This is a genomic window from uncultured Pseudoflavonifractor sp. (genome assembly GCF_944387275.1).
Taxonomy (GTDB): Bacteria; Bacillota; Clostridia; order Oscillospirales; family Oscillospiraceae; genus Pseudoflavonifractor; species Pseudoflavonifractor intestinihominis.
Window position 1 is genome coordinate 1 of the sequence record NZ_CALXEG010000011.1, and the last position, 23,560, is coordinate 23,560.

The 23,560-nt window shown below is 61.3% G+C and carries 27 protein-coding genes, 1 other RNA gene and 1 other annotated feature; of the genes, 27 read left to right on the forward strand and 1 reads right to left on the reverse strand.

All coding sequences use genetic code 11. The annotated features are described in order from the left end of the window. The first annotated feature begins 212 nt into the window (after nucleotides 1–212). The 26 genes from Q0K23_RS04240 (at nucleotide 213) to Q0K23_RS04365 (ending at nucleotide 21,594) form a co-directional block, all read left to right on the forward strand. The gene (locus Q0K23_RS04240; protein ID WP_006572582.1) at nucleotides 213–422 is read left to right on the forward strand and encodes a DUF1858 domain-containing protein; all 210 of its coding nucleotides are present in this window, start codon (nucleotides 213–215) and stop codon (nucleotides 420–422) included. A gap of 54 nt (nucleotides 423–476) precedes the next feature. Further along, entirely contained in the window at nucleotides 477–1,199 is a 723-nt protein-coding gene (locus tag Q0K23_RS04245; RefSeq protein ID WP_294518227.1) for a class I SAM-dependent methyltransferase, read from the forward strand. Further along, nucleotides 1,187–1,954, forward strand: a complete 768-nt coding sequence (locus Q0K23_RS04250) for a Nif3-like dinuclear metal center hexameric protein (protein ID WP_294518229.1) — start codon at nucleotides 1,187–1,189, stop codon at nucleotides 1,952–1,954. Before Q0K23_RS04245 ends, Q0K23_RS04250 begins: the two co-directional genes overlap by 13 nt. 78 nt (nucleotides 1,955–2,032) lie before the next feature. Next, nucleotides 2,033–2,761, forward strand: coding sequence for a YebC/PmpR family DNA-binding transcriptional regulator (locus tag Q0K23_RS04255; RefSeq protein WP_294518231.1), 729 nt, complete (start codon nucleotides 2,033–2,035; stop codon nucleotides 2,759–2,761). A gap of 187 nt (nucleotides 2,762–2,948) precedes the next feature. Next, nucleotides 2,949–3,893, forward strand: coding sequence for a stage III sporulation protein AB (locus Q0K23_RS04260; RefSeq protein ID WP_294518233.1), 945 nt, complete (start codon nucleotides 2,949–2,951; stop codon nucleotides 3,891–3,893). Then, a complete protein-coding gene (locus tag Q0K23_RS04265) occupies nucleotides 3,887–4,399 on the forward strand; it encodes a stage III sporulation protein AB (protein WP_294518235.1) in 513 nt (170 codons plus the stop codon). The genes Q0K23_RS04260 and Q0K23_RS04265 overlap by 7 nt, the downstream gene beginning before the upstream one ends. 48 nt (nucleotides 4,400–4,447) lie before the next feature. Continuing rightward, a complete protein-coding gene (gene spoIIIAC / locus Q0K23_RS04270) occupies nucleotides 4,448–4,642 on the forward strand; it encodes a stage III sporulation protein AC (protein WP_294518237.1) in 195 nt (64 codons plus the stop codon). Beyond that, the gene (locus Q0K23_RS04275; RefSeq protein WP_294518239.1) at nucleotides 4,639–5,025 is read left to right on the forward strand and encodes a SpoIIIAC/SpoIIIAD family protein; all 387 of its coding nucleotides are present in this window, start codon (nucleotides 4,639–4,641) and stop codon (nucleotides 5,023–5,025) included. Before spoIIIAC ends, Q0K23_RS04275 begins: the two co-directional genes overlap by 4 nt. Before the next feature lie 11 nt (nucleotides 5,026–5,036). Next, a complete protein-coding gene (locus Q0K23_RS04280; RefSeq protein WP_294518241.1) occupies nucleotides 5,037–6,152 on the forward strand; it encodes a stage III sporulation protein AE in 1,116 nt (371 codons plus the stop codon). Then, nucleotides 6,149–6,640: a stage III sporulation protein AF gene (locus Q0K23_RS04285; protein WP_294518243.1), complete on the forward strand. Its 492-nt coding sequence runs from the start codon at nucleotides 6,149–6,151 to the stop codon at nucleotides 6,638–6,640. Before Q0K23_RS04280 ends, Q0K23_RS04285 begins: the two co-directional genes overlap by 4 nt. A gap of 65 nt (nucleotides 6,641–6,705) precedes the next feature. Beyond that, entirely contained in the window at nucleotides 6,706–7,161 is a 456-nt protein-coding gene (locus tag Q0K23_RS04290) for a stage III sporulation protein AG (RefSeq protein ID WP_294518246.1), read from the forward strand. A gap of 28 nt (nucleotides 7,162–7,189) precedes the next feature. Then, nucleotides 7,190–7,816 carry a SpoIIIAH-like family protein gene (locus Q0K23_RS04295; protein WP_294518248.1) on the forward strand — a complete coding sequence of 209 codons (627 nt, stop codon included), beginning with the start codon at nucleotides 7,190–7,192 and terminating at the stop codon, nucleotides 7,814–7,816. A gap of 182 nt (nucleotides 7,817–7,998) precedes the next feature. Continuing rightward, nucleotides 7,999–8,391, forward strand: coding sequence for an Asp23/Gls24 family envelope stress response protein (locus Q0K23_RS04300; protein ID WP_294518250.1), 393 nt, complete (start codon nucleotides 7,999–8,001; stop codon nucleotides 8,389–8,391). A 183-nt stretch (nucleotides 8,392–8,574) separates the two neighbouring features. Continuing rightward, nucleotides 8,575–9,105, forward strand: a complete 531-nt coding sequence (nusB, locus tag Q0K23_RS04305; protein WP_294518252.1) for a transcription antitermination factor NusB — start codon at nucleotides 8,575–8,577, stop codon at nucleotides 9,103–9,105. Next, nucleotides 9,102–10,049 carry a DNA-binding protein gene (locus Q0K23_RS04310; protein WP_294518254.1) on the forward strand — a complete coding sequence of 316 codons (948 nt, stop codon included), beginning with the start codon at nucleotides 9,102–9,104 and terminating at the stop codon, nucleotides 10,047–10,049. The genes nusB and Q0K23_RS04310 overlap by 4 nt, the downstream gene beginning before the upstream one ends. Then, a complete protein-coding gene (xseA, locus tag Q0K23_RS04315; protein WP_294518353.1) occupies nucleotides 10,039–11,238 on the forward strand; it encodes an exodeoxyribonuclease VII large subunit in 1,200 nt (399 codons plus the stop codon). Before Q0K23_RS04310 ends, xseA begins: the two co-directional genes overlap by 11 nt. Nucleotides 11,239–11,241: 3 nt before the next feature. After that, on the forward strand, nucleotides 11,242–11,475 hold the full coding sequence (gene xseB, locus Q0K23_RS04320) for an exodeoxyribonuclease VII small subunit (protein WP_006572566.1): 234 nt from the start codon (nucleotides 11,242–11,244) through the stop codon (nucleotides 11,473–11,475). A gap of 111 nt (nucleotides 11,476–11,586) precedes the next feature. Beyond that, nucleotides 11,587–12,465, forward strand: coding sequence for a polyprenyl synthetase family protein (locus Q0K23_RS04325; protein WP_294518257.1), 879 nt, complete (start codon nucleotides 11,587–11,589; stop codon nucleotides 12,463–12,465). A gap of 6 nt (nucleotides 12,466–12,471) precedes the next feature. Next, nucleotides 12,472–12,933 carry a divergent PAP2 family protein gene (locus Q0K23_RS04330; RefSeq protein WP_294518259.1) on the forward strand — a complete coding sequence of 154 codons (462 nt, stop codon included), beginning with the start codon at nucleotides 12,472–12,474 and terminating at the stop codon, nucleotides 12,931–12,933. A 24-nt stretch (nucleotides 12,934–12,957) separates the two neighbouring features. Further along, the gene (gene dxs / locus Q0K23_RS04335; RefSeq protein ID WP_294518261.1) at nucleotides 12,958–14,805 is read left to right on the forward strand and encodes a 1-deoxy-D-xylulose-5-phosphate synthase; all 1,848 of its coding nucleotides are present in this window, start codon (nucleotides 12,958–12,960) and stop codon (nucleotides 14,803–14,805) included. Then, the gene (locus Q0K23_RS04340; RefSeq protein ID WP_294518264.1) at nucleotides 14,756–15,604 is read left to right on the forward strand and encodes a TlyA family RNA methyltransferase; all 849 of its coding nucleotides are present in this window, start codon (nucleotides 14,756–14,758) and stop codon (nucleotides 15,602–15,604) included. The genes dxs and Q0K23_RS04340 overlap by 50 nt, the downstream gene beginning before the upstream one ends. A 4-nt stretch (nucleotides 15,605–15,608) precedes the next feature. Continuing rightward, nucleotides 15,609–16,475, forward strand: coding sequence for an NAD(+)/NADH kinase (locus Q0K23_RS04345; RefSeq protein WP_294518266.1), 867 nt, complete (start codon nucleotides 15,609–15,611; stop codon nucleotides 16,473–16,475). A 5-nt stretch (nucleotides 16,476–16,480) separates the two neighbouring features. Next, on the forward strand, nucleotides 16,481–16,933 hold the full coding sequence (locus Q0K23_RS04350) for an arginine repressor (RefSeq protein WP_294518268.1): 453 nt from the start codon (nucleotides 16,481–16,483) through the stop codon (nucleotides 16,931–16,933). A 26-nt stretch (nucleotides 16,934–16,959) separates the two neighbouring features. Beyond that, on the forward strand, nucleotides 16,960–18,660 hold the full coding sequence (gene recN / locus Q0K23_RS04355) for a DNA repair protein RecN (RefSeq protein ID WP_294518270.1): 1,701 nt from the start codon (nucleotides 16,960–16,962) through the stop codon (nucleotides 18,658–18,660). A gap of 81 nt (nucleotides 18,661–18,741) precedes the next feature. Beyond that, nucleotides 18,742–18,986, forward strand: a binding site (T-box leader). Nucleotides 18,987–19,084: 98 nt separating this feature from the next. Beyond that, a complete protein-coding gene (gene tyrS, locus Q0K23_RS04360; protein WP_294518272.1) occupies nucleotides 19,085–20,311 on the forward strand; it encodes a tyrosine--tRNA ligase in 1,227 nt (408 codons plus the stop codon). 95 nt (nucleotides 20,312–20,406) lie between these two features. Continuing rightward, the gene (locus Q0K23_RS04365) at nucleotides 20,407–21,594 is read left to right on the forward strand and encodes an AI-2E family transporter (protein ID WP_294518274.1); all 1,188 of its coding nucleotides are present in this window, start codon (nucleotides 20,407–20,409) and stop codon (nucleotides 21,592–21,594) included. 55 nt (nucleotides 21,595–21,649) lie between these two features. Here the strand turns inward: Q0K23_RS04365 and rnpB are convergent. Next, an RNA gene (gene rnpB, locus Q0K23_RS04370) (RNase P RNA component class A) lies at nucleotides 21,650–21,998 on the reverse strand. A 150-nt stretch (nucleotides 21,999–22,148) separates the two neighbouring features. Here rnpB and murD point away from each other — a divergent pair. Further along, on the forward strand, nucleotides 22,149–23,534 hold the full coding sequence (gene murD, locus Q0K23_RS04375; RefSeq protein ID WP_294518276.1) for a UDP-N-acetylmuramoyl-L-alanine--D-glutamate ligase: 1,386 nt from the start codon (nucleotides 22,149–22,151) through the stop codon (nucleotides 23,532–23,534). Nucleotides 23,535–23,560 lie beyond the last annotated feature (26 nt).

Sequence of the window (23,560 nt, forward strand, 5' to 3'; positions counted from 1 at the left end):
GAAACAGGAAACGGCATGACCGAAGCCATGCCGTTCCTGCGAAAACCGATATTGCTTTCTTATGACCCCCGACCGTGTGCGCCGGGCGTTTTTCATCTGTCCGAAGCCGAGAAAAATCGAAGATGGAAGAAAAAACAGAATCTCCATCTTGCATTATTGAAGGAATTAGGATATACTACCCATATCCTAGAGATTTACGGAGGTAACCACCCATGGTTCAGATTACGAAGGATACCATTATCGGCGACATCCTGGACATCGCCCCCGAGACCGCGCCCCTGTTCCTCTCCATCGGCATGCACTGCCTGGGCTGCCCCTCTTCCCGTGGCGAGACCGTGGAGCAGGCCTGCATGGTCCACGGCGTGGACGTGGACGCGCTGCTGGCTGAGCTGAACAAGATGACCGCCGGCGCTGCCCAGTAATCAATACCGCAAGAGAGAGCGGCTCCGGCCGCTCTCTTTTTTTAAACAGAAGAGGTGAAGACGTTGCGCGTTTATGAGCTTTCGCCCCGGCTTCAGTCGGTGGCGGATCTGGTGCCGGAGGGGGCCCGTTTTGCAGATGTGGGTACGGACCACGCCTATCTCCCGGTCTGGTTGGTGCTGCAGGGGAAGATCGACCGGGCGGTGGTATCCGACCTGCGGGAAGGGCCGTTGAACCGGGCCCGGCAGACCGCAGCCCACTACGATGTGGAGGAGAAGCTCTCCTTCCGGCTCTGCGACGGCCTGGCGGGCATCTCTCCCGATGAGGCGGACACCATCTCCATCGCCGGAATGGGCGGGGAGACCATCGCGGAGATCCTCACCGCGGCCCCCTGGGCAGGGCAGGAGGGCCGCCGGCTGATCCTCCAGCCCATGACGGCTCAGGAGCAGCTCCGGGCCTGGCTTTGGGACCACGGCTTCCGTATCCAGCGGGAGGTGCTGACCCAGGAGGGGCGGACGGTCTATGTCACGCTCCTGGCCGTGCCGGGGGAGGATGGACCCTACACGCCCGCCGAGGCCTGGGCCGGGCGGCAGCATCAGGGCATGGACGCGCCGCTGAGAGGGCAGTATCTGGAGAAGCTGCTCCGCCGGGCGGAGGCCGCCGCCGCCGGCGTGGTCCGGTCCAGCAAGCCGGAAGACGCCGCCCGGGCCAGGGAACTGGAAGAGGTGGCCGCAGGCCTGCGGCAGATGAGAGAGGAGTGGAATACATGGCAACGGTAATGGACGTATATCGCTTTCTGGATGAAAAAGCCCCTTTTAATACTCAGATGAGTTTTGACAACGCCGGGTTCCTGGTGGGGCGCGGTGACAAGGAGGTGCGCACCATTCTGGTGGCCCTGGACATCACCGGGGCAGTGGTGGAGGAGGCCGCCCAGGTGGGCGCGGAGCTGATCGTATCCCACCATCCGGTCATCTTTATCCCTGCCAGGCACGTCACCGACCAGGACTCTGCCGGGCGCAAGCTGCTGGCGCTCCTGGAGCACAATATCGCCGCCATCTGCGCCCATACCAATCTGGACATCGCCCCCGGCGGCGTCAATGATGCCCTGGCCCAGGCCCTGGGGCTGGAGCAAATCGGGCCCTTCAGCGAGGACGGTTTGGGCCGTACCGGCGTAATCTCCGGCGCGCCCAGCGCGGAGGCCTTTGCCGCTCAGGTGAAGGAGCGGCTGGGCGCCAACGGCGTCCGCTTTGTGGATGGGGGCCGCCCGGTCCGGAAGGTGGCTGTGGGCGGCGGCGCCTGCGGAGACATGGTCTCCACCGCGGTGGCCTGCGGATGCGACACCTTTGTCACCTCGGATGTCAAGTACCACGAATTCCAGGATGCGGAGGCGCTGGGCCTGAATCTGATCGACGCCGGACACTATCCCACAGAGAATGTGGTGTGCCCTGTGCTGGCGGACTGGCTCCAGAAGGGCTTCCCCGGCCTGCGGGTGTACCTGTCCTACCGCCACCATGAGGTGTTTTCCTACTGCTGACGGCCTGCGAGGGGTTGAAAAGCGTACTTTTTTGTGGTATACTGTCATACGCGAATTTTCAAGAGAGGAAGTATTCCAATGTCTGGACATTCCAAATGGCACAATATACAGAAGACCAAGGGCGCCGCGGACGCCAAGCGTTCTCAGATTTTTACCAAGATCGCCCGTGAGATGATCGTGGCGGTCAAGACCGGCGGCAGCGGGGATCCCGCCAACAACTCCCGTCTGGCCACCGTCATCGCCAAGGCCAAGGCCGCCAACATGCCCAACGACAACATCAAGCGCACCATCGACAAGGCGCTGGGCTCCGGCAACACCGACAGCTATGAGAACGTGGTGTACGAGGGCTATGGTCCCTGCGGCGTGGCCGTGATCGTGGAGGCCCTCACCGACAACCGCAACCGCACCGCTCCCTTTGTCCGCCACATCTTTGACAAGTACGGCGGAAACCTGGGCGCCACCGGCTGTGTGTCCTGGTCCTTTGACCAGAAGGGCGTGATCGTCATCGAGCGGGAGGACCTGGACGAGGACACCGTGATGATGGACGCTCTGGATGCCGGCGCTGACGATATGAGCGCGGACGAGGACTGCTTCGAGATCACCACCTCTCCCGATGCCTTTGGCGACGTGCTGGCCAAGCTGGAGGAGAAGGGCTATGTGTTCGCCTCTGCCGAGGTGGAGATGGTCCCCCAGAACTACGTCAAGCTGGAGAATGAAGAGGACGTCAAGAACATGGAGAAGCTCATCGACTTCCTGGAGGAAAACGACGACGTCCAGAACGTGTACCACAACTGGGAGCAGGAGTAACCTGCCTGACAGCATCTGAAAAGCGTGCTCTGTGCGAAAGGCGCAGGGCACGCTTTTTGTCTGTATTCCATACTGCCTGCCGGATGATCCGGCAGGCCGTTTTTTGTGTGGGACAAGGATTCATATTCCGCCGTGGACGTTCATAGGATTGTTCCGGTGATACAGGCTGCAAAAGAGGAGGGTTCCTATGGACAGAGGCATGACAGAGGACGCGGGCGCCCGGTTCCGTCAAGCGGCGGCGCTGCTGCCGTCCCGGCTGCGTCAGGCGGCGGAGGGGCTGAGCAGGGAACAGCAGAGCCGGGCGGAGGAGCTGCGGCTGAGGAACGGCTATCCCATCACGGTCTCCGGGCCGGAGGGGGAACAGGTCATCCCGGGCTGTGAGCAGCAGAGGCTGACAGAGCGGGATTTAGGCCAGGTGCTGGAGATTGCCACCCAGGCCTCCGCCCACACGGTACTGGAGCAGGTGCGCAACGGGTTTGTCACAGTCAGGGGCGGGCACCGCATCGGCATCTGCGGCAGCGGCGTGGTGCGGGACGGCGAGGTGTGCAACCTGCGGCGGCTGTCCTCGCTCTCTATTCGGGTGGCCCGCTCAGTGCCGGGCATTTCCGCCGGAATTTTGGACGGGCTCACAGTGGGCGGCGTGCTCCAGAGCACGCTGATCCTCTCGCCGCCCGGCGGCGGGAAGACCACGCTGCTGCGGGACATCATCCGTGCGGTCTCCGACGGGGACGGGGTCGCACCCATGCGGGTAGGCATCGCCGACGAGCGGGGCGAGCTGGCCGCCATGTACGACGGCCTGCCCCAGCTGAACGTGGGGCGCCGTACCGACGTGCTGGACGGCTGTCCCAAGGGGACGGCGCTGCTGATGCTGCTGCGGGGCATGAACCCCCAGGTGCTGGCAGCGGACGAGATCACCGCCCCGGCAGACTGTGCGGCCCTGGAGGCGGCCGCCAACTGCGGCGTGACGCTGCTTGCCACCGCCCACGCCTCCGGTACGGAGGACCTGTCTTCCCGCCCACTGTACCGCCGTCTGCTGGATGGGGGGATCTTCCGGCGGGTCGTTCTCATCCGGGGCAGCGGAAGGAGCCGGACCTATCAGGTGAAGCGGCTGGAGGGGGGAGCGGCGTGCTGAGGCTTTTGGGCGCGGTGCTCCTCACCGGCGGCGCGGGTGCTCTTGGATTCGGCGCGGCAGCACGGCTGAACCGCCATGTGCGTACCCTCCGCCTGCTGACAGAGGCGCTGGAGCGGATGGAGCGGGAGCTCTCCTTCCGCCTCACCTCCATCCCCGAGCTGTTCACCCTTCTGGCCGGCCATCTGGCCCCGCCGGTCGGGCCGTTCTTTGCCCGCTGCCGGGACAGCCTCTGCCGCCTGGGAGACGAGCGGCTGGAGGATCTGTGGCGGAGTGCTCTGGCGGACTCCGACCTGGATCTGGAGGGGGAGGAGCGGCAGGTCCTGGAGACGCTGGGGGGCATCCTGGGCCGGTACGACGGGGAAGGGCAGACCCAGGCCCTGGCCCTGGCCCGGGCCCAGCTGGAGCAGTGCCTGGAGGCGGCTGTGGCCGAGCGGGCCAGAATGGGCAAGGTGTACGGCGCGCTGGGTCTGGCCGCCGGCGCATTTCTGGTGATCGTACTTCTGTGAGGCGCAATACTCCGCCGCAGGGCGGAGGAAAGGGGAAGTTGAACCGCAATGGACGTGGATCTGATTTTTAAAATTGCCGCCATCGGCATTCTGGTCTCCGTACTCAACCAGGTGCTCACCCGCTCCGGGCGGGATGAGCAGGCCACCATGATCACGCTGACCGGTCTGGTGGTGGTGCTGATGATGGTGGTGCAGGAGATCAGCGATCTCTTCAGCCTGGTGAAGAACCTGTTCGGCCTATGACGGACATCCTGAAAATCGCCGCTGTGGCCATTGCGGCGGCCCTGTGCGCGGTGGTGGTGAAAAAGCAGGTCAGGGAGCTGGCTCTGGTGTTGGCGCTGGCCGCTGGCGCAGTTATCCTTACCGCGGCCCTGGGAGCGCTGGAGAGCGTACGGGCGCTGTTGGACGAGCTGGCCCAGCTGGCAGGGCTGGAGCCGGCTGTTCTGGCTCCGGTGGTCAAGACAGTGGGGGTGGCCATCATCACCAGAGTGACGGTTGAGGTCTGTAAGGACGCCGGAGAAGGGGGGATCGCCGCTTTTGTGGAGATCGCCGGTTCAGCGGTGGCGCTGTATCTGGCGCTCCCGCTGGTGCGGGCGGTGCTGTCCGCCATTACCGGATTGCTGTGAGAGGTGTACCAATGAAGGCATACAGAACATGTGCTGTCGCCCTGGCTCTGCTGGCGCTGCTCTGCTGCGGGGCAAGGGCTGCGGAGACAGAGGACACGGTGCTGACCGCCCAGTCGGAGGCGCTGGACCTCCACGGCCTGGAGCAGGCGGCGGAGGAGTACGGCGGCGGACAGGCCATCACACCGGACACCAGCCTGGACGATGGGCTCCAGGCCATTCTGGACACGGGGAGCGACCAGGTGTTCGGCGTGGTGCGCAAGGCGGTGCGCAGTGGTGTGCTGCTGCTGGCGGTGGTGCTGCTGTGCGCCCTGGCCGACGGGATGAAGGCGGCCGGCCAGTTGGGCGGCGGCATAGACGTGGTATCGGTGGCTGGAGCACTGGCTGTCACCGCCGTGGCGGCGGCAGATGTAAACACCCTGGTAGGGCTGGGCCGGGAGGCGCTGGACAACATGGACATGTTCTCCAAGGTGCTTTTGCCCACCATTACCGCCGCGGCCGCTGCCAGCGGAGCGCCCGGCAGGGCGGCAGCCCGGCAGCTTGCCACCGTGCTCTTTTCCGACGTGCTTCTGACCCTGATCACCCGGCTCCTTATCCCGTTGGTCTATGCCTACATCGCCGCCTCAGCCGCCTATGCAGCCCTGGGCAACGAGGGACTCAAGCGCATCGGCGGCGTGCTCAAATGGGTGGTGACGACAGTGCTCACATCGGTGCTCATCCTCTTCGTGGGCTACCTGACTGTCTCCGGCGTCATCGCCGGTACTGCCGACGCGGCCACAGTGAAGGCGGCCAAGTTCGCGGTGTCCAGCGTGGTCCCCGTGGTGGGCGGCATCCTCTCCGATGCGGCGGAGACCGTCCTGGTGGGGGCTTCTGTGCTGCGGAACACGGTGGGGGTGTTCGGCATGCTCACCGTGCTGGGCATCTGCCTGGTGCCCTTCCTCCAGCTGGGCATCCACTACCTGGCCTACAAGCTAACCGCCGCGCTGACCGGCACCGTGTCGGCCGGCCGGGTCACCGGACTCATTGACAGCATCGGCGGCGCCTTTGGGCTGGTGCTGGGCATGACGGGTGCCTGCGCTCTTTTGATGTTGGTATCCATTGTTTCGGCAATTTCGGTGGTGACGATATGATAGAACTAATCAGGGACTGGCTGGTAGGTATCACCTGCGGCGCCATCATTGTGGCTTTGGCGGACGGCCTGTCGCCCAACGGGACAGTGCGGAAAATCGGCCGCCTCACCGGTTCCCTTGTGCTGGTGCTGGCCATGATCCAGCCGGTGCTTCGGATCGACAGCCGCACCCTCGCCGGAATTCTGACCGAGTACCGGGTAGAGGCCATGGGGACGGTGGACACGCTGGAGGAGGAGAACGGCAGATTGATGAAAGATATCATAGCCGACGAGACCAGCGCATATATTTTGGACAAGGCGGAGGAGCTGGGTGTTGTCTGCCAGGTCCGGGTGACCGCCTGGACAGAGTCGGGGGACTATCCGGTGCCCGATGGGGTTGAGATCACAGGCGACCTGACTCAGGGGGAGCAGGCAGCCCTCACCCGGGTAATCGCGGCGGAACTGGCCATCCCCGCTGAACGGCAGTGCTATGTGGAGGATGTGGAATGAAATGGACGTTTCAATGGGAGAGGCTGACCCAGAGGACGGCAGAACTCTTCCAAAAATACAAATATGTGCTTCTGGTTATTGCGGCCGGCATCGTGCTGCTTCTCCTGCCGCTGGGCGGAGACGACAGTTCCCCATCCGGCGGCACAGAGCGCCAGAGCGAAAGCGGCGGTGAGAGCTTTCAGGTGGAGGAGATGGAGCAAAAGCTGGAGCAGGCGCTCTCCAAGGTGGACGGGGCAGGGGAGGTGACAGTGGTTCTCACAGTAAAGAGCGGCGCCCGGCAGATCCTGGCCCAGGACGCCACCCGGTCCGGGGATGAGAGCTCCACCAGCACAGTGGTGGTGTCCACAGGCTCAGGTACGGAGGACACAGTGGTGCTCCAGCAGGTCTACCCCCAGTACCAAGGTGCGCTGGTGGTCTGTCCGGGGGGCGGCGACCCGGCGGTCTGCCTCAAGCTGGTGGACGCGGTGTCTGCGCTCACCGGGCTGGGCGCCGATAAAATATCCATATGCAAATCAAAATGACGATAAATGGTGAAAGGATTGGTTCAGTATGAAGCTCTGGAAACGAAACGCGGTGGTGGCGGCCATCGTCCTCTTTGTGTGCGTGGCGGTCTACCTCAACTGGTCCTACCACAAGGACAACAACGCGGATGCCGGGAAGACCCTGGGGGAAGCGGCGCTGGTGGGCAGCCAGACCGACGACCCTCTCCTGACCGGAAGCACGGTCTCCGCCTCTCCTTCGCCCTCGCCCAGCGCTGGGGCGGACGGAGAGACCTCCGGCCAGCAGACAGAGAACAGTGCGTCGGAGACGGGGAGCAGCAACTACTTTGACTCCGCCCGGCTCAACCGGCAGCAGGCCAGGGACAGCGCTCTCTCGCTGCTCCAGGAGGCCGCCGGGGATGAGAACGCCGACCAGGCCATGAAGGACGAGGCCAACGCCTCCATCCAGACCATGGCCAGCGTCACGGTCAGCGAGGCCCAGATCGAAAACCTGGTCACGGCCAAGGGCTATGCCGACTGCGTGGCCTTCATCGGAGACAACAGCGTGTCCGTGGTGGTATCCAACAACGGTTTGGGCCTCACCGACGCAGACGTGGCCAAGATCACGGAGATCGTCACCGACGAGACCGGCATGGAGGCCAGCCAGATCAAGATCATCGAAGCCACAGAGGAATAGCGCCGGAACAGCCGGACGGCCAGCCTGCGGGAGAGAAAAACGCAGGCCGGCTGCCCGGCTGTGCGCTTTCGGAAAGGTTTTCAGACAATGGGTAAAAATATGTTTGTTATTTTCGCCGGTTTGTGGTACAATGCTTAAAGATATCGGACCCTATACTGTACGACATAAGGAGTGTGACCTTTATGGGCGAAGGCAGAGAGTATGTTTCCCGCCCCGACGAGATGGGAAATATCCATATATCCGAGGATGTTATGGCGGTCATCGCCGCCGCCGCCGCGCTGGAGGTAGAAGGTGTCGGCAGCCTGGCGGCCAATCTGGGCAATGATCTGGTGGAGATGCTGGGCGGCAAGAAGAACCTGGCCAAGGGCGTCCGCGTCTCCAGCAACGAGGACGGCAGCCTGACCGTCGACGTGGGCATCCTGGTGAAGTACGGCTATACCATCCCCGAGGTGGCCGCCAAGGTGCAGGACGCCGTGTTCTCCAGCCTTGAGAATACCAGCGGCCTGACCCCCGCCTGCGTCAACGTGAACGTCACCGGCATCACCTTTGACCGGGACGCCAAGCGGCCTCAGTAACATCTCCCATAAAAAAGAGCATTGGGCGCGGCCCCCGCGCTCAATGCTTTTTTGCGTACAGGCGCAAAACTGGGGGTTTATCTTTGGTCGGACTTTGTATATAATAGGGTTATATTCATTGGACTATCCATTCATGAGAGAAATAGCAGGGCCGGCAGGACGGCCCGTGACGGAGGAAGAAACATGACCAGGACCAACGCCAGAGAAATTGCCGTGCACCTCACCTTTGAGCTCAGCTTTACCGACCAGACTGCCGATGAACTTCTGGATACGGCCCTGACGCGCGCGACCTTTGCGCTCATCGGGGAGGAAGAGCCTCTTTACGCCGAATATCCCAACGCCAAGCAGCGGGAGTACATAAGCGAGCTGGTGCGGGGGGTGTACCTCCACTGCCCCGAGCTGGACGACTACATCTCCCGCTACGCCATCGGCTGGACCTTCTCCCGGATCCCCCGGGTGGCGGTGGCCGTGATGCGGGTGGCCATGTACGAGATCCTCTACATGCAGGATGTACCCAATGCCGCAGCCATCAACGAAGCCCTGGAGATCGCCAAGGGGTATGAGACTCCTGAGGTCGTCTCTTTCATCAACGGCATTCTGGGCTCCTTTGTCCGCAAGGAGTCCATCCCCGAGCGGGTGTCCCCCTTCCAGGCAGAGGACATTTTTGATGCCGAGCCCGCCGCCGGGGAGGGGGAGGAGGCCCCCCAGGCATGACCGGACTACGCTGTCTGGGCCTTGACACCAGCAATTACACCACCTCCGTAGCTGTATTTGACGGGTCCTCGGGGGAGAATATCGGCCGCCTGCTGGATGTGCCCTCCGGGACTTTGGGCCTGCGCCAGAGCGACGCCCTGTTCCAGCATGTGAAGCGGCTGCCCGGTCTCTTTGAGCAGCTTCGCGGGAAGGAGCTGCTCCGGGATCTGGCCGCTGTGGGCGCCAGCACCCGCCCCAGAGCGGTGGACGGCTCTTACATGCCCTGTTTCCTGGCGGGAGAAGGACAGGGGAGAGCCCTGTCCGCCACCTTGGACGTCCCATTTTTCCCGGTGTCCCACCAGCAGGGGCATATTGCCGCCGCCGCCTGGTCTGCCGGGCGGATGGATCTGCTGGACGCGCCTATTCTGGCCTGGCACCTCTCCGGAGGCACCACGGAACTGCTGTACGTGGAGCCGGAGGGGATCAATGTCCGTGCCCAGGCCATCGGAGGCACCAGCGATATCTCTGCCGGCCAGCTCATCGACCGGACCGGGAAGCTGCTGGGGCTGGATTTTCCCGCGGGAAAGGCTTTGGACGCCCTGGCCCGGGAGTCTCAGAGTGAGAAACGCTTTAAGGTGAAGCTCAACGGCTGTTCTTTTTCTCTCTCCGGCGTGGAGAACCAGGTCAAAGCCCTGGCGGAGCGGGGGGAAGCCCCTGCCGACATTGCACGTTTTGCGCTGAACACCATCGCCGACGCGGTATCCAGAGCCACGGCGGTCGCCCTGGAGGAACATCCCGGACTGAGTGTGCTCTGCTCCGGCGGCGTGGCCTCCAATACGCTGCTGCGGGAGAGGCTGGGGGGCGCGGTTTTTGCCGAGCCCAGATACTCCACGGACAACGCCATGGGCGTAGCCATTCTGGCCTGGCGCAGCCTGCGGGCGGGGGAGCATGTCCATGAGAAATGACACGGTCTACTCAGTCTCCCAGGTCAACCAGTACATCAAAGATCTTCTGGACGGAAACGGCGCCCTCTCCGGCATCTATATCCGGGGCGAGATCTCCAACTACAAGATGTACCCCTCCGGCCATCACTATTTCTCCATGAAGGATGAGGGAGGCGCCATCCGCTGCGTCATGTTCCGCCGGGAGGCGTCCGCGCTTCGGTTCCGCCCGGAGAACGGCATGAAGGTGGTTGCCTTCGGCCGGGTGACGGTGTTTCCCCGGGACGGGCAGTACCAGCTCTACGTCAGCGCCCTGACGCCTGACGGCGTAGGCGACCTCTACGTGGCCTTCGAACAGCTCAAGGCCAAGCTGTACGCCGAGGGTCTGTTTGATCCGGCCCACAAAAAGCTGGTTCCACGTTTTCCGAAGCGCATTGCCCTGGTGACCTCAGCCGCCGGCGCGGCGGTGCGGGATATGCTGCGGATCCTGGGAGCCCGGTGGCCCATGGCTCAGGTGGCCGTGGTACCCGTGCGGGTCCAGGGAGCTGAGGCTCCCGGCGAGATCGCCGCGGCTCTGGGGTGGGTCAACCGGCTGGGCTGGGCCGACCTCATCATCACCGGCCGGGGCGGCGGCTCCATGGAGGACCTGTGGGCCTTCAACGAGGAGGTCGTGGCCCGGGCGATTTACGCCTCCCAGATCCCGGTGATCTCCGCTGTAGGCCATGAGCCGGATGTGACCATTGCCGATTTTGTGGCGGATCTGCGAGCCGCCACACCCTCCAACGCGGCAGAACTGGCCGTCCCCGATCAGAAGGACGTGGCGGGCAGATTGAACCAGCTGTCGGCCCGGATGGACCAGGCTATGACCCGGCGTCTGGGCGAGCTGTCCTCCAAATTGGAGCATCTGTCAGGCAGTCGCGCTTTACAGAATCCCATGAACTATATTGAGGACCGGCGGGTTCTGCTGGACTATCAGCGCACCCGTCTGGCCCACGGCCTCTCTGGCGCGCTGAACCGGGAGCGGCAGCGTTTTGCCCGGCTGGCGGCATCTCTGGATGCCATGAGCCCCCTGAAGGTGCTGGCCAGAGGTTACGCTATCCCACGCCGGGAGGACGGCACGGTGGTGCGCTCCAAAACCGATGTGGTGGCAGGGGATACCCTGCACCTGCGGGTGGCGGATGGAGAAATTCCCTGTGTGGTAAAGGAGCATTGACAGATGGCAGAGAAGAAGCTGACCTTTGAACAGGCCATGGCCCGGCTGGAGGAGATCGTGTCCAAGCTGGAGCAGGGTGACGCGCCGCTGGAAGACGCGCTGGCCCTCTTTGAGGAGGGGACAAGCCTGATGAAAAAGTGTTCCACCATGCTGGACAAGGCGGAGCAGAAGGTCATCAAGCTGACCGCAGCTCCGGATGGGACGCCGGTGGAGCAGCCCATGGACCAGGGCGTGTGATTGGTTTTGCCCCAGGAGACGCGGTGTGTGGCGTCTCCTGGGTTTCCCGGCGCGAAACGGGCCGTTTCGGACCGCCGTGCCGAAGTTTTGCAGAACAAAGGAGTCGGGATGATGTACGAAGAAGTGCTTCGCGCGGATTGCGCCCTGGTGGAAAACTATCTGAGGCAGTGTTTTGCGGGACGGGAGTCCCGGGCCGATCTGTATGACGCCATGCTTTACAGCCTTCTGGCGGGCGGAAAGCGTCTCCGGCCCGTGCTGGCGCTGGAGACCTGCCGCATGTGCGGGGGAGACGTGAATACCGCTCTGCCCTTTGCCTGCGCGGTGGAGATGATCCATACTTATTCTCTCATCCACGACGATCTGCCCTGCATGGATGACGACGATCTGCGCCGTGGCCGGCCCACCAATCACAAGGTCTACGGTGAAGCCACGGCGGTCCTGGCCGGAGACGCCCTGCTGACTGCTGCCTTTGAGACCATTGCGGAGCACGGTACGTCCCTCGGTGCGGACAAGGCGCTGGCTGCCTCCGCCTGCCTGGGCCGTGCAGCCGGAGCCCGGGGCATGGTGGGCGGACAGGCGCTGGACATGGCGGGGGAGGGGCACTCTCTCTCCCTGTCAGAAGTGGAGGAACTCCAGCGTCTGAAGACAGGTGCGCTTATCTCCGCGGCAGCCGAGATCGGCTGTATTGTGGCCGGCGGCGGAGCGCAGGAGCGGGCTGCTGTGCGGCGGTACGCCGAACTGTTGGGCCTGGCCTTCCAAATCCGGGACGATATGCTGGATGTAGAGGGTGACGAGGCCAAGCTGGGCAAGCCCATCGGCTCCGACGCCGCCAACGAGAAAGTGACGTTTGTCAGCCTCAAGGGAATGGAAGCATGTGAAGCGCTGGTAAGCGAGAAGACCGAAGCGGCCAAAGAGGCGCTGCAGAGTACCTTCGAGGACGCCGGTTTCCTCTGCTGGCTGGCGGATAAACTGGTGAAACGGGAGAAGTGACCGCATATGGAATTGAATGCCGCCAATTACCATCTGGGCAACTTGATTCTGATTCTGGCCGCCGTGTCCTGGGCCGTGGCCCAGATACTGAAGGTGGTCATCCAGCTTTTGACCAAACGCCGGCTTGACTGGCGCCAGATTTGGGCCAGCGGCGGTATGCCCAGTTCGCACTCCGCCTTTGTCTCCGCCTGCGCCGCGTCTACCGGCATGCTGTACGGCTTTTCCTCACCCCTCTTTGCCATCGCGGCCGTGGTGGCCATCGTGGTGATGTACGACGCCGCCAACGTCCGCAAGGCCGCCGGTGAGCAGGCCAAGATCCTCAACTATATGATGGACCACTGGAGTGAGATGAAGCCGGAGCTCTTTGGAAAAGAGCTGAAAGAACTGCTGGGCCACACGCCCATGCAGGTGATCATGGGAGCGCTGCTGGGGGTCGCCATCGGCCTGGCAGGTACCTTCCTGATCTAATAAGTGATTCATACAGAGGTGCTTATGATTCAGCAAGCGGATATTCCGGATATAAAGAATATAACGGACTGTGAAGCTGAGACGCTTTGCACCCGCCTCCGTGCCAGCCTGATCGACTCGGTCTCCAAAACCGGCGGTCATCTGGCCTCCAATCTGGGCGCGGTAGAGATCACAGTGGCCCTTCACCGGGTGTTTGATTTTACCCGTGACCGGTTGGTCTTTGATGTGGGACACCAGTGCTATACCCATAAGATCCTCACAGGGCGGGCAGACAAGATGTCCAGCCTGCGCACATTCGGCGGCATGTCCGGCTTTCCAAAACCGGCGGAGAGCTGCTGTGATGCCTTTATCGCCGGTCATGCATCCAACTCGGTGTCCGTGGCCACCGGTATGGCCAGGGGACGGACGCTGCTGGGGGATAATTACTATGTGATCGCTCTCATTGGTGACGGCGCGCTTACCGGCGGTCTGGCGTATGAGGGCCTCTCAGACGCCGGCAACAGCGGCGAACGAATGCTCGTCATCCTCAACGACAACGGCATGTCCATCACCAAAAACGTGGGCGGTATTGCTGAACATCTGGCCAGACAGCGCCTGAAGCCCCAGTACCTGCGGTTCAAGAAGGGATATCGTAAGGTAACCGGTACGATACCCGGGGGGAAAACCCTCTACCGCATCACCCACAGGATCAAAAAAGCGGTCAAAGAGACCCTGCTGCCCTGCTCCTTTTTTGAGGATATGGGCTTCACCTATCTGGGCCCGGTGGACGGCCATGACGTGAAGGGACTGACCAGCCTTCTCCGGTATGCGAAGGATATCGAGGGCCCCGTCCTGCTCCATGTAAGGACTGTAAAGGGGAATGGGTATACACCTGCAGAGCGGAATCCGGATCGTTTCCACGGTGTGGGCCGCTTTTGTGTCCAGACGGGAGAGCCGCTGTCGGCAGGGAGCCCCAATTTCTCTGCCGCTTTTGGCGGGACGCTGTGTGAGTTGGCGGAGAAAGACAGCAGGATCTGTGCCATTACAGCGGCCATGCGGGATGGTACAGGGCTGGGGGAGTTTTTCCGCCGCTTTCCGTCCCGCAGCTTTGATGTGGGAATCGCGGAGGGCCACGCCACTGCCATGGCCGCCGGAATGGCCAAGCAGGGTATGGTACCTGTTTTCGCGGTCTACTCCACCTTTCTTCAGCGCGGCTATGACATGCTGATCCATGACGTTGCCATTCAGGGCCTCCATGTGGTCTTTGCGGTGGATCGGGCCGGTCTGGTAGGCGAGGACGGCGAGACCCATCACGGCGTCTTTGATGTGGCATTTCTGGACACAGTCCCGGGCATGACTGTACTCTGCCCGGCCAGTTTTTCTGAGCTGAAGACGATGCTGGCCTATGCCATCCAGGAGGTGCAGGGGCCCGTGGCGCTGCGCTACCCCCGCGGCGGTGAGGGGGCATATACGGCGGATTCCGGCACCGGGCCCGCCGTCCTGCTGCGGCAGGGAAGTGATGTGACGCTGGTCGGGTACGGCGTTATGATAAACGAGGTGCTCCGCTGCGCCGAATTGCTCCAGCAGCAAGGAATATCGGCTGATGTTGTGAAGCTGAATACCATTACACCGATTGATATCCATACGATCCAGAATTCTCTTTCTAAAACCGGTCGCCTGCTCGTGGCGGAAGATGTCATGGATGCCAACTGTGTGGGCCGTCGGATTGCCGCAGAACTGGCCCTGGCCGGTTCGCCGGCCGCCAACGTGGCGCTGTGCAACCTTGGACGTTCTTTTGTGACCCACGGTTCTGTGGCAGAACTGCGAAAGCTCTGCGGATTGGATGGAGAAAGTCTCTGCCGGAAGGCGATGGAGGTCTGTACACGTGGCTAAAAAACGATTGGATGTCCTGCTCTGTGAGCGCGGACTGATGGAGAGCCGTCAGAAGGCGCAGGCTGTCATTATGGCGGGGCAGGTCTATGTGGCGGGCCAGAAGGTGGATAAGGCCGGGGCCCAGACGGAGGAGACCGCCGAAATCGAGGTGCGAGGCAAGACGCTGGCCTATGTCAGCCGCGGCGGACTGAAGCTGGAGAAGGCCATGCAGTCCTTTCCCATTACGCTCTCCGGGGCGATCTGCGGAGATATCGGCGCCTCTACCGGCGGCTTTACAGACTGTATGCTGCAAAACGGCGCTGCCAAAGTCTACGCCGTGGATGTGGGCTATGGACAGCTGGCCTGGAGTCTGCGGAGCGACGAGCGTGTGATCTGCATGGAGCGGACCAACGCCCGGTACCTCACCCACGAACAGATTCCCGATGAGCTGGATTTTGCCAGCATTGACGTCTCCTTTATCTCCCTGCGGCTGATCCTGCCCGCTGTGCGGGGCCTTCTGAAGCCGGATGGACATGTAGTCTGTCTGGTCAAGCCCCAGTTCGAAGCGGGAAAGGAAAAGGTGGGAAAGAAAGGGGTCGTGCGAGATCCGAAGGTCCACCTGGAAGTCCTGGAGCAATTTCTTGTCAACGCCAGAGATGCTGATTTCACTATAAAGGATATGACCTTTTCGCCTGTCCGGGGACCGGAAGGAAACATCGAATACCTGGGGTTCCTGGCTGCAGGAGGTTCAGACGATACCTGGGATGGAGATCTTGAGGCTCTGGTAGCGGCCTCTCATAACGCCTTAGAGAAGGAATGAGTTTATGAAAGTTGTGCTGAGCCCCAACCCATACCGGGACAAGGGGCTGCGGGCGGCTCAGGCCGCGGATCGTATCCTGAAGGCCGCCGGTGTGGAGACCTCCATCTGCCTCCCGTTCATGCCGGAGAAGAGCAGCCGGGTAGAGCTGCCTAAAAACCTGCATTTTTCCGACATGCAGCATGAGCTGGCCGGGGCAGATGTTCTGATCTGCTTTGGCGGTGACGGCACAATCCTCCATGCCGCAAAGGATGCCAATACTTACAATGTCCCGATCCTGGGGGTCAATCTGGGCAGCGTGGGCTTTATGGCGGAGCTGGAGCAGGGCGAGCTGCAGCAGCTGACCAAGCTGGCCTCAGGAAAGTACAGCGTGGAGTCCAGAATGATGCTGGACGTCAAGGTCTTTCACGAGGGAAAACAGGTCTATGAGGACATCGCCCTGAATGACGCCGTTATTACCAAGGGAGCGGTGGCCCGAATCATCGATTTCTCTGTATACGGCGACCGAAAACAGATCTCCGACTTTGCAGGCGACGGCGTAGTGGTCTGTACCCCTACGGGCTCCACCGCCTACTCCATGTCAGCTGGCGGCCCCATTGTAGAGCCGACAGCGGAAAATCTGATCGTGACGCCCATCTGCGCCCACGTGCTCCACTCCCGGAGCATGGTGCTCAGCCGCGACAGGACAGTGGCCATCCGAATGGGCCGCCTGGCCAGAAAGACCGCCTATCTGTCGGTAGACGGCGGAAAGGCACACAAGCTCTCCGGCGGCGATGTGGTAGAGGTCAAAAAGTCCAAGGCCCAGACCAGGCTGGTATGTCTCACCGGCCGCAGCTTTTACGATATTCTCCATCAGAAACTTGGAAACGGGTGAAAAGCATGAAAAGTAAGCGACAGGAGGAGATCCTCCGCATTATTGAAGAGGTGGATGTAGAGACCCAGGACCAGCTGCTGGAGCAGCTTCGTCTCCGGGGCGTCACCTCCACCCAGGCCACCATCTCCCGGGATATCAAGGAGCTCCACCTGATCAAAGAGCTGACCGGATACGGGACCTACAAGTATGTGGTGTCCGAGCGCAAGACCTCTCTCAACTTTGCCGGGCGCCTGCGCACGATCTTCAAGGAGGGTGTCACCTCTTTTGACGTGGCGCAGAACATCGTGGTGGTCAAGACCATGCCCGGCCTGGCCTCGGCGGCCTGTGCCGCGGTGGACGGCATGGAGATCCCGGATCTGGTGGGCAGCCTGGCAGGGGACGACACCGCGCTGCTGATCATGCGCACCAATGAGGCGGCCGCCGAGTTCTGCAATGAGATCCACAAAATGCTGAAGTAAGTTCCGCCGGATGGACGGTGATTGCTGTGCTCTCTCTGCTTCATATTGAAAATATCGCGGTGATCGAATCGGCGGATATCCGGTTCGATGCCGGCTTCAACGCTCTGACCGGCGAGACCGGCGCGGGAAAATCCATTGTGATCGACGCCATCGGCGCGGTCATCGGCGAGCGCACCAGCCGGGATCTCATCCGTACCGGCGCCAAATCCGCCCTGGTGGAGGCGGTTTTCACCGATCTTCCCAAGCTGTCCTGGTTTGAGGAGAACGGGGAGGGGCCGGACGAGGAGGGCAATCTGATCCTCCGCCGGGAAATTCACCCGGACGGCAAGAATACCTGCCGTCTGGGCGGACGTCTGCTCACGGTGTCACAATTGAAGGCGCTGGGCAGCCAATTGGTCAACATCCACGGCCAGCACGACGGCCAGCAGCTGCTGGACGAACGGTGCCATCTGAGCTATCTGGACTCCTTTGGCGGGACCAGTGAAGCTCTGACGGACTATCAGACGGTCTACGGCGGGCTGACCGCCATCCGGCGGGAGATGGACGCCCTGCGCATGGACGAGGCGGAGCGGGCCAGGCGGATCGACAATCTCAACTACCAGATCGCGGAGCTGGAACGTGCTCAGCTCAAGGCAGGGGAGGAGGCCGCACTGACCGAGCGCCGCACCCTGCTGCGCAACGCGGGCAAGCTCATCGAGGCAGTGGAGCGGGCCTGCTTTGCCCTGTCCGGAGATGAGGACAGGGACGGCGCGGCATCCCTTCTGGCCACTGCGGAGGACGCACTGGGTCCGGCGGCCAGTATGAGCACAGAGGCGGCCGGGATTCTGGAACAGGTCTCCGAGCTGCGCTGCACGGCGGACGATGTGGCGGAAACCCTGCGGGACCTGCGGGAGAGCTTTGACTTTGAGCCCGGCGAACTGGATGAGCTGGAGAGCCGGCTGGATATCATCTACCGCCTGAAAAAGAAATACGGCAGCTCCGAGGAGGAGATGCTGGCTTATCTGGACCGGTGCAAAAAGGAGCTGGATGAGATCCAGTATGCCGACGACACCATTGTCCGCCTGGAAAAGAAATACGCCGTTGCGCTGGAGCAGGCAAAGCGTAAAGCGGAATTACTTTCCGGAGCACGCCATAGGGCGGCTGAGGCCCTCCAGAGCCGGATCCAGAAGGAGCTGGCCCAGTTGGATATGCCCAAGGTCCGCTTCCAGGTGGAGTTCGGCACCAAGTCCTGCGAAGAGGGATTGGACAGCACTGGTATGGACGAGGTGCAGTTCCTCATGTCCGCCAACGTGGGAGAGGCCCTGAAGCCCATCCAGAAGATTGCCTCCGGCGGCGAGTTGGCCCGTATCATGCTGGCGCTGAAAAATGTGCTGGCTGAGAACGATGATGTGACCACCCTGGTCTTTGATGAGGTGGACACCGGTGTCTCCGGGCGTGCCGCCCAGAAAGTGGCGGAGAAGATGGCAGATGTGGCCCGCCACAAGCAGGTGCTGTGCGTCACCCATCTGCCCCAGATCGCCGCCATGGCGGACGTCCATTTCTCTGTTCAGAAGGGAGAACGAAAGGGAAGGACCTTTACAGAGGTTGCCCGGCTGGACCGGGACGCCCGGAAAGCGGAGCTGGCCCGTTTGACCTCCGGAGATGTCATCACCGCCGCTTCGCTGGCCAGCGCGGGGGAACTGCTGGACGGCGCCGCCCGGTATAAGAGCGGCAGAAATATGACCTGAAAACCTGCTTGTCACGGTGCTCTGTCCATGTGGGGTTGACAAGTTGAAAACACTGTGGTATAGTGCAGATAATTTCAGATTGCCATCGCGATGATGAGGAGAAGTACCCGGCTGCCGCCGTTCAGAGAGCCCCCGTTTTGGTGCGAGGGGGAGGGAGGCGCTGGTGAAATACACCTCGGAGCAGCCGCCTGAACACGGGAGACCGCTATTAGGGCTGTGTCGGGTGCGCCCGTTACCGCGCCGGAGTGTGTTGGCACTCCATGAGGTCGCCTCCGTGAGGAGGCGGCGAACCAGAGGTGGTACCGCGTTATTTTTACGCCCTCTGTCCGCAGCGGACAGGGGGCGTTTTTATATTCGTATGACGCCGGCTGCTCTGCTGTGGAAAGCATTTGCATGGAATCGAGACAGAAGAAGGAGAATTGACATGACCATTTACGACGAACTGAAAGCCCGCGGCCTGGTGGCCCAGGTTACCGATGAGGAGGAGATCAAGGAGCTCATCAACAACGGCAAGGCCACCTTCTATATCGGCTTTGATCCCACTGCCGACTCCCTCCATGTGGGCCACTTTATGGCTCTGATGCTGATGCGCCGACTCCAGAAGGCGGGCAACCGGCCCATCGCCCTCATCGGCGGCGGCACCGGCATGGTGGGCGACCCCTCCGGCCGTACCGATATGCGCTCCATGATGACCGTTGAGACCATCCAGCACAACTGTGAGTGCTTCAAGAAGCAGATGAGCAAGTTCATCGACTTCTCCGAGGGCAAGGCCCTGATGCTCAACAACGCCGACTGGCTGATGAAGCTCAACTATGTGGAGCTGCTGCGTGAGGTGGGCGCCTGCTTCTCCGTCAACAACATGCTGCGGGCGGAGTGCTACAAGCAGCGCATGGAGAAGGGCCTCAGCTTCCTGGAGTTCAACTACATGATCATGCAGTCCTACGACTTCTACCACATGTTCCAGACCGTGGGCTGCAATCTCCAGTGCGGCGGTGATGACCAGTGGTCCAACATGCTGGGCGGCACCGAGCTCATCCGCCGCAAGCTGGGCAAGGACGCCTACGCCATGACCATCACCCTGCTGCTGACCTCCGAGGGCAAGAAGATGGGTAAGACCCAGAAGGGCGCCGTCTGGCTGGACCCGGCCAAGACCACCCCCTACGAGTTCTACCAGTACTGGCGCAACATCGGCGACGCCGACGTGCTCAAGTGCCTGCGGATGCTCACCGACCTGCCTCTGGAGCAGATCGACGAGATGGACAAGTGGGAGGGCGCCCAGCTCAACACCGCCAAGGAGATCCTGGCCTATGAGCTGACCAAGCTGGTCCACAGCGAGGAGGAGGCCGTGAAGGCTCAGGATGCGGCCCGCGCCCTCTTCTCCCAGGGCGGCGACAAGGCCAACATGCCCACCACCACTCTGACCGCTGACGACCTGACCGACGGCGCTGTGGCCGTGCTGGACCTGATGCTCAAGTGTGGTCTGGCCCCCTCCAAGAAGGAGGCCCGCCGTCTGGTGGAGCAGGGCGGCGTGGAGGCCGACGGCGTGAAGGTGACCGACATCACCCGCGCCTTTACCGCCGACGAGCTGTCCGGCGAAGGCATCATCCTGAAGAAGGGTAAGAAGGTCTATCATCGCGCTCTGCTGGGCTGATAAGAGACGGGCATCCCCTTGGGGATGCCCGTTTTCCATTGCGTCCTTACACCGGGCATGATACAATAGAACCAAGTGGAAAGGGGAAGTGAAGCATGGAGGAACAGGAGCCCAAGCGAAAATGGTATATTCTGGACGGCCGGGCAGTGTCCAATCTGTTGGTGGTGCTGATCGGCATTCTCTTCTACATGGCGCTGGACAATTTTGGAGCACTGCAAAAAAAAGTCGATGAGTTTCTGGGTGTGCTCTCTCCCTTTATTGCCGGTTTCGCCATCGCGTATCTGCTCAATACGCCCATGGACTTCTTTGAACGCAGGGTCTACTGCAACCTGAAGCGCAAACGGGGCCTCTCCGTGCTGACGGTGTATCTGATTGCACTCATCGTGGTAGTTATCCTGCTCAACCTGATCCTGCCCCAGGTTGTCGAGAGCGTCGTGGCCCTGGTGAGCAATATGTCCACATACATCAGCAATCTGAATACTTTTGTCCAGGGTCTGATTGACCAGTACCACCTGGAAGGGGAGGGCATTACCGATCTGGTGTCTCTCTATCAGGATGTCCTGAACCGGGCCACCGCGTGGGCATCCCAGAAGATGCCCGAACTGCTGAGCCTGGGCGTCAAAGTGGGCAATGTGGTTATCTCCGCCGTCACGGCGCTGATCTCCTCCATTTATATGCTGGCAGGAAAGGGCAGGCTGGTTCCGCAGCTCAAAAAGATGATCTACGCCTTTCTGCCCACAGCCAAGGCCAACCGCTTTTTAGGGATCTGCCGCCATGCAAACGGCGTATTTGTGGGCTTTATCAACGGAAAACTCATTGACAGCGCCATTATCGGTGTGCTGTGCTTTATTTTGAATCTGATTTTCCGCATTCCGTTCCCCATGCTGGTGGCAGTGGTGGTGGGTGTGACCAATATCATCCCCTTTTTCGGTCCGATCGTGGGCGCCATCCCCTGCGTGATGATTCTGCTGATTGTAGATCCCTGGGCAGCGTTGCGCTTCGGCGTGCTGGTCATTGCTCTCCAGCAGTTTGACGGCAATATTCTGGGCCCCAAGATCCTGGGCGACAGCACAGGCCTCAACGCGATCTGGGTTCTGGTGGCCATCGTGGTGGGCGGAGGACTGTTTGGATTCCCTGGCATGCTATTAGGTGTGCCCACCTTCGCGGTCATCTACGCCCTGGTGCGGGAATGGACCAATAACCGTCTCCAGGCCAAAGGCATCGACGGCAACGGGAATCCGGTTCATACCTCTGGCCAGGGTGAGGACCATCCGAAGGAATAACGTGGATATGCAAAAAGCTCCGATTCCACATGGAATCGGAGCTTTTCATGCTAAAGTGGCAAGTAAGCCTGTAAGCCGGGTTCTGTCTTTTAAGACAGCCATCTATCTAGCCGTACCGTTGCCGGCACGATCAAGCCGCCTCCTGAGAACGGCCGGGCCGGCCATATGTTCTCCCACGGCGTTGCTCCGGATAGAGGTTACAGCGACGAGCAGTTCCCAGTCGTCGGGCGGGCTCTTACCTCCGCCTTTCCACCCTTACCACGCAGCGCGTGGCGGTATATCTCTGTTGCCCTTTTCCTAGGGTCGCCCCCGGCGGGTGTTACCCGTTATCCTTGCCCTGTGGAGCCCGGACTTTCCTCATATCGGGCCTTTCGGCCTCGATCCGCGGCTGTCCAGCTTACTTGCAACGGGATATATTGTACCGTATGAGAAAGGAAATGTCAAATGAAACTGGGGCATTCTTTTGGAATGCGTATAGTTACGATTGAAATTTATGTGCCTAGGTTATATAATATAAAAGTTAAGGACTGATTTTTCCGAAGGGGGGAATTCCTATGAATTCCACAATACAGGAATATTTAGATTCCCTGCGGGGAAAGCGCATTGCGGTTATCGGCATTGGCGTTTCCAACACGCCGCTGATCAAGATGCTGCTGCGGGCCGGACTGTCCGTGACGGCCTGCGACAAGAAAGAGCGGAAGGACTTTGACGGCCTGATCGAAGAGCTGGAGAGCCTGGGGGCAGGGGTGCGCCTGGGGCCCGACTATATGGACGGCCTGGACCAGGACATCATCTTCCGGACCCCTGGTCTGCGGCCCGACGCCACGCCTCTGCTGGCTGCCCGGGAGCGGGGGAGCGTCATCACCTCGGAGATGGAGGTGTTCTTCCAGGTCTGTCCCTGTGAGATCATCGCCGTCACCGGAAGCGACGGAAAAACCACCACCACCACGATCATCTCCGAGCTGCTGAAAAAGGCCGGGTATAACGTCTACGTGGGCGGCAACATCGGCAAGCCCCTGCTGGCGGAGACCCCCAACATGGAGCCGGACGACATGGTGGTGCTGGAGTTGTCCTCCTTCCAGCTGATGACCATGGATATGAGCCCTGAAATCGCCGTCGTCACCAACGTGGCTCCCAACCATCTGGACGTACATAAGTCTATGGAGGAGTATGTGGCGGCCAAGGAGAACATCTTCTCCCACCAGAGTACAGATGATCTGGCTGTATTCAACTGGGACAACGAGATCACACGGGGCTTTGCCGAGAAGGCGCCCGGAAATGTGATGTGTTTCAGCCGCCGGGAGATCCTGGAGCGGGGCGTCTATGTAAAGGACGAGGCCATCTGGTGTGCTGACCGGGATGGACACCGGAAGGTGCTCCCGCTGTCTGACATTCTCCTGCCCGGCAACCACAACGTGGAGAACTATATGGCCGCCATCGCCGCGGTCAACGGCCTGGTGTCCGACGAGACCATCCGGCTCTTTGCCCGCAGCTTTGGCGGGGTGGAGCACCGTATCGAGCTGGTGCGGACTGTGGACGGTGTCCGGTACTACAACGACTCCATCGCCTCCAGTCCTACCCGGACCATCGCCGGTCTCCGCTCCTTTGAGGAGAAGGTCATCCTCATCGCCGGCGGATATGATAAGCATATTCCCTTTGACGTGCTCGGCCCTGAGATCATAGAGCATGTAAAGGAACTTATCCTGACAGGCGATACAGCGGAGAAAATCCGTGCGGCAGTGGAAAACGCGCCGGGCTATAACGGTAGCAATCCTCCTATCCGCATGTATCAGGACTTCGAGCAGGCGGTTCTGGCCGCCCACAGCATGGCTCAGCCCGGAGACGTGGTCATTCTCTCCCCGGCCTGCGCCTCCTTCGACCGGTTTAAAAACTTTATGGAGCGGGGCAACACCTTCAAACGGATCGTGCGGGAGCTGTAACCCCCTAGAAAGAGGAAGTGAATCAC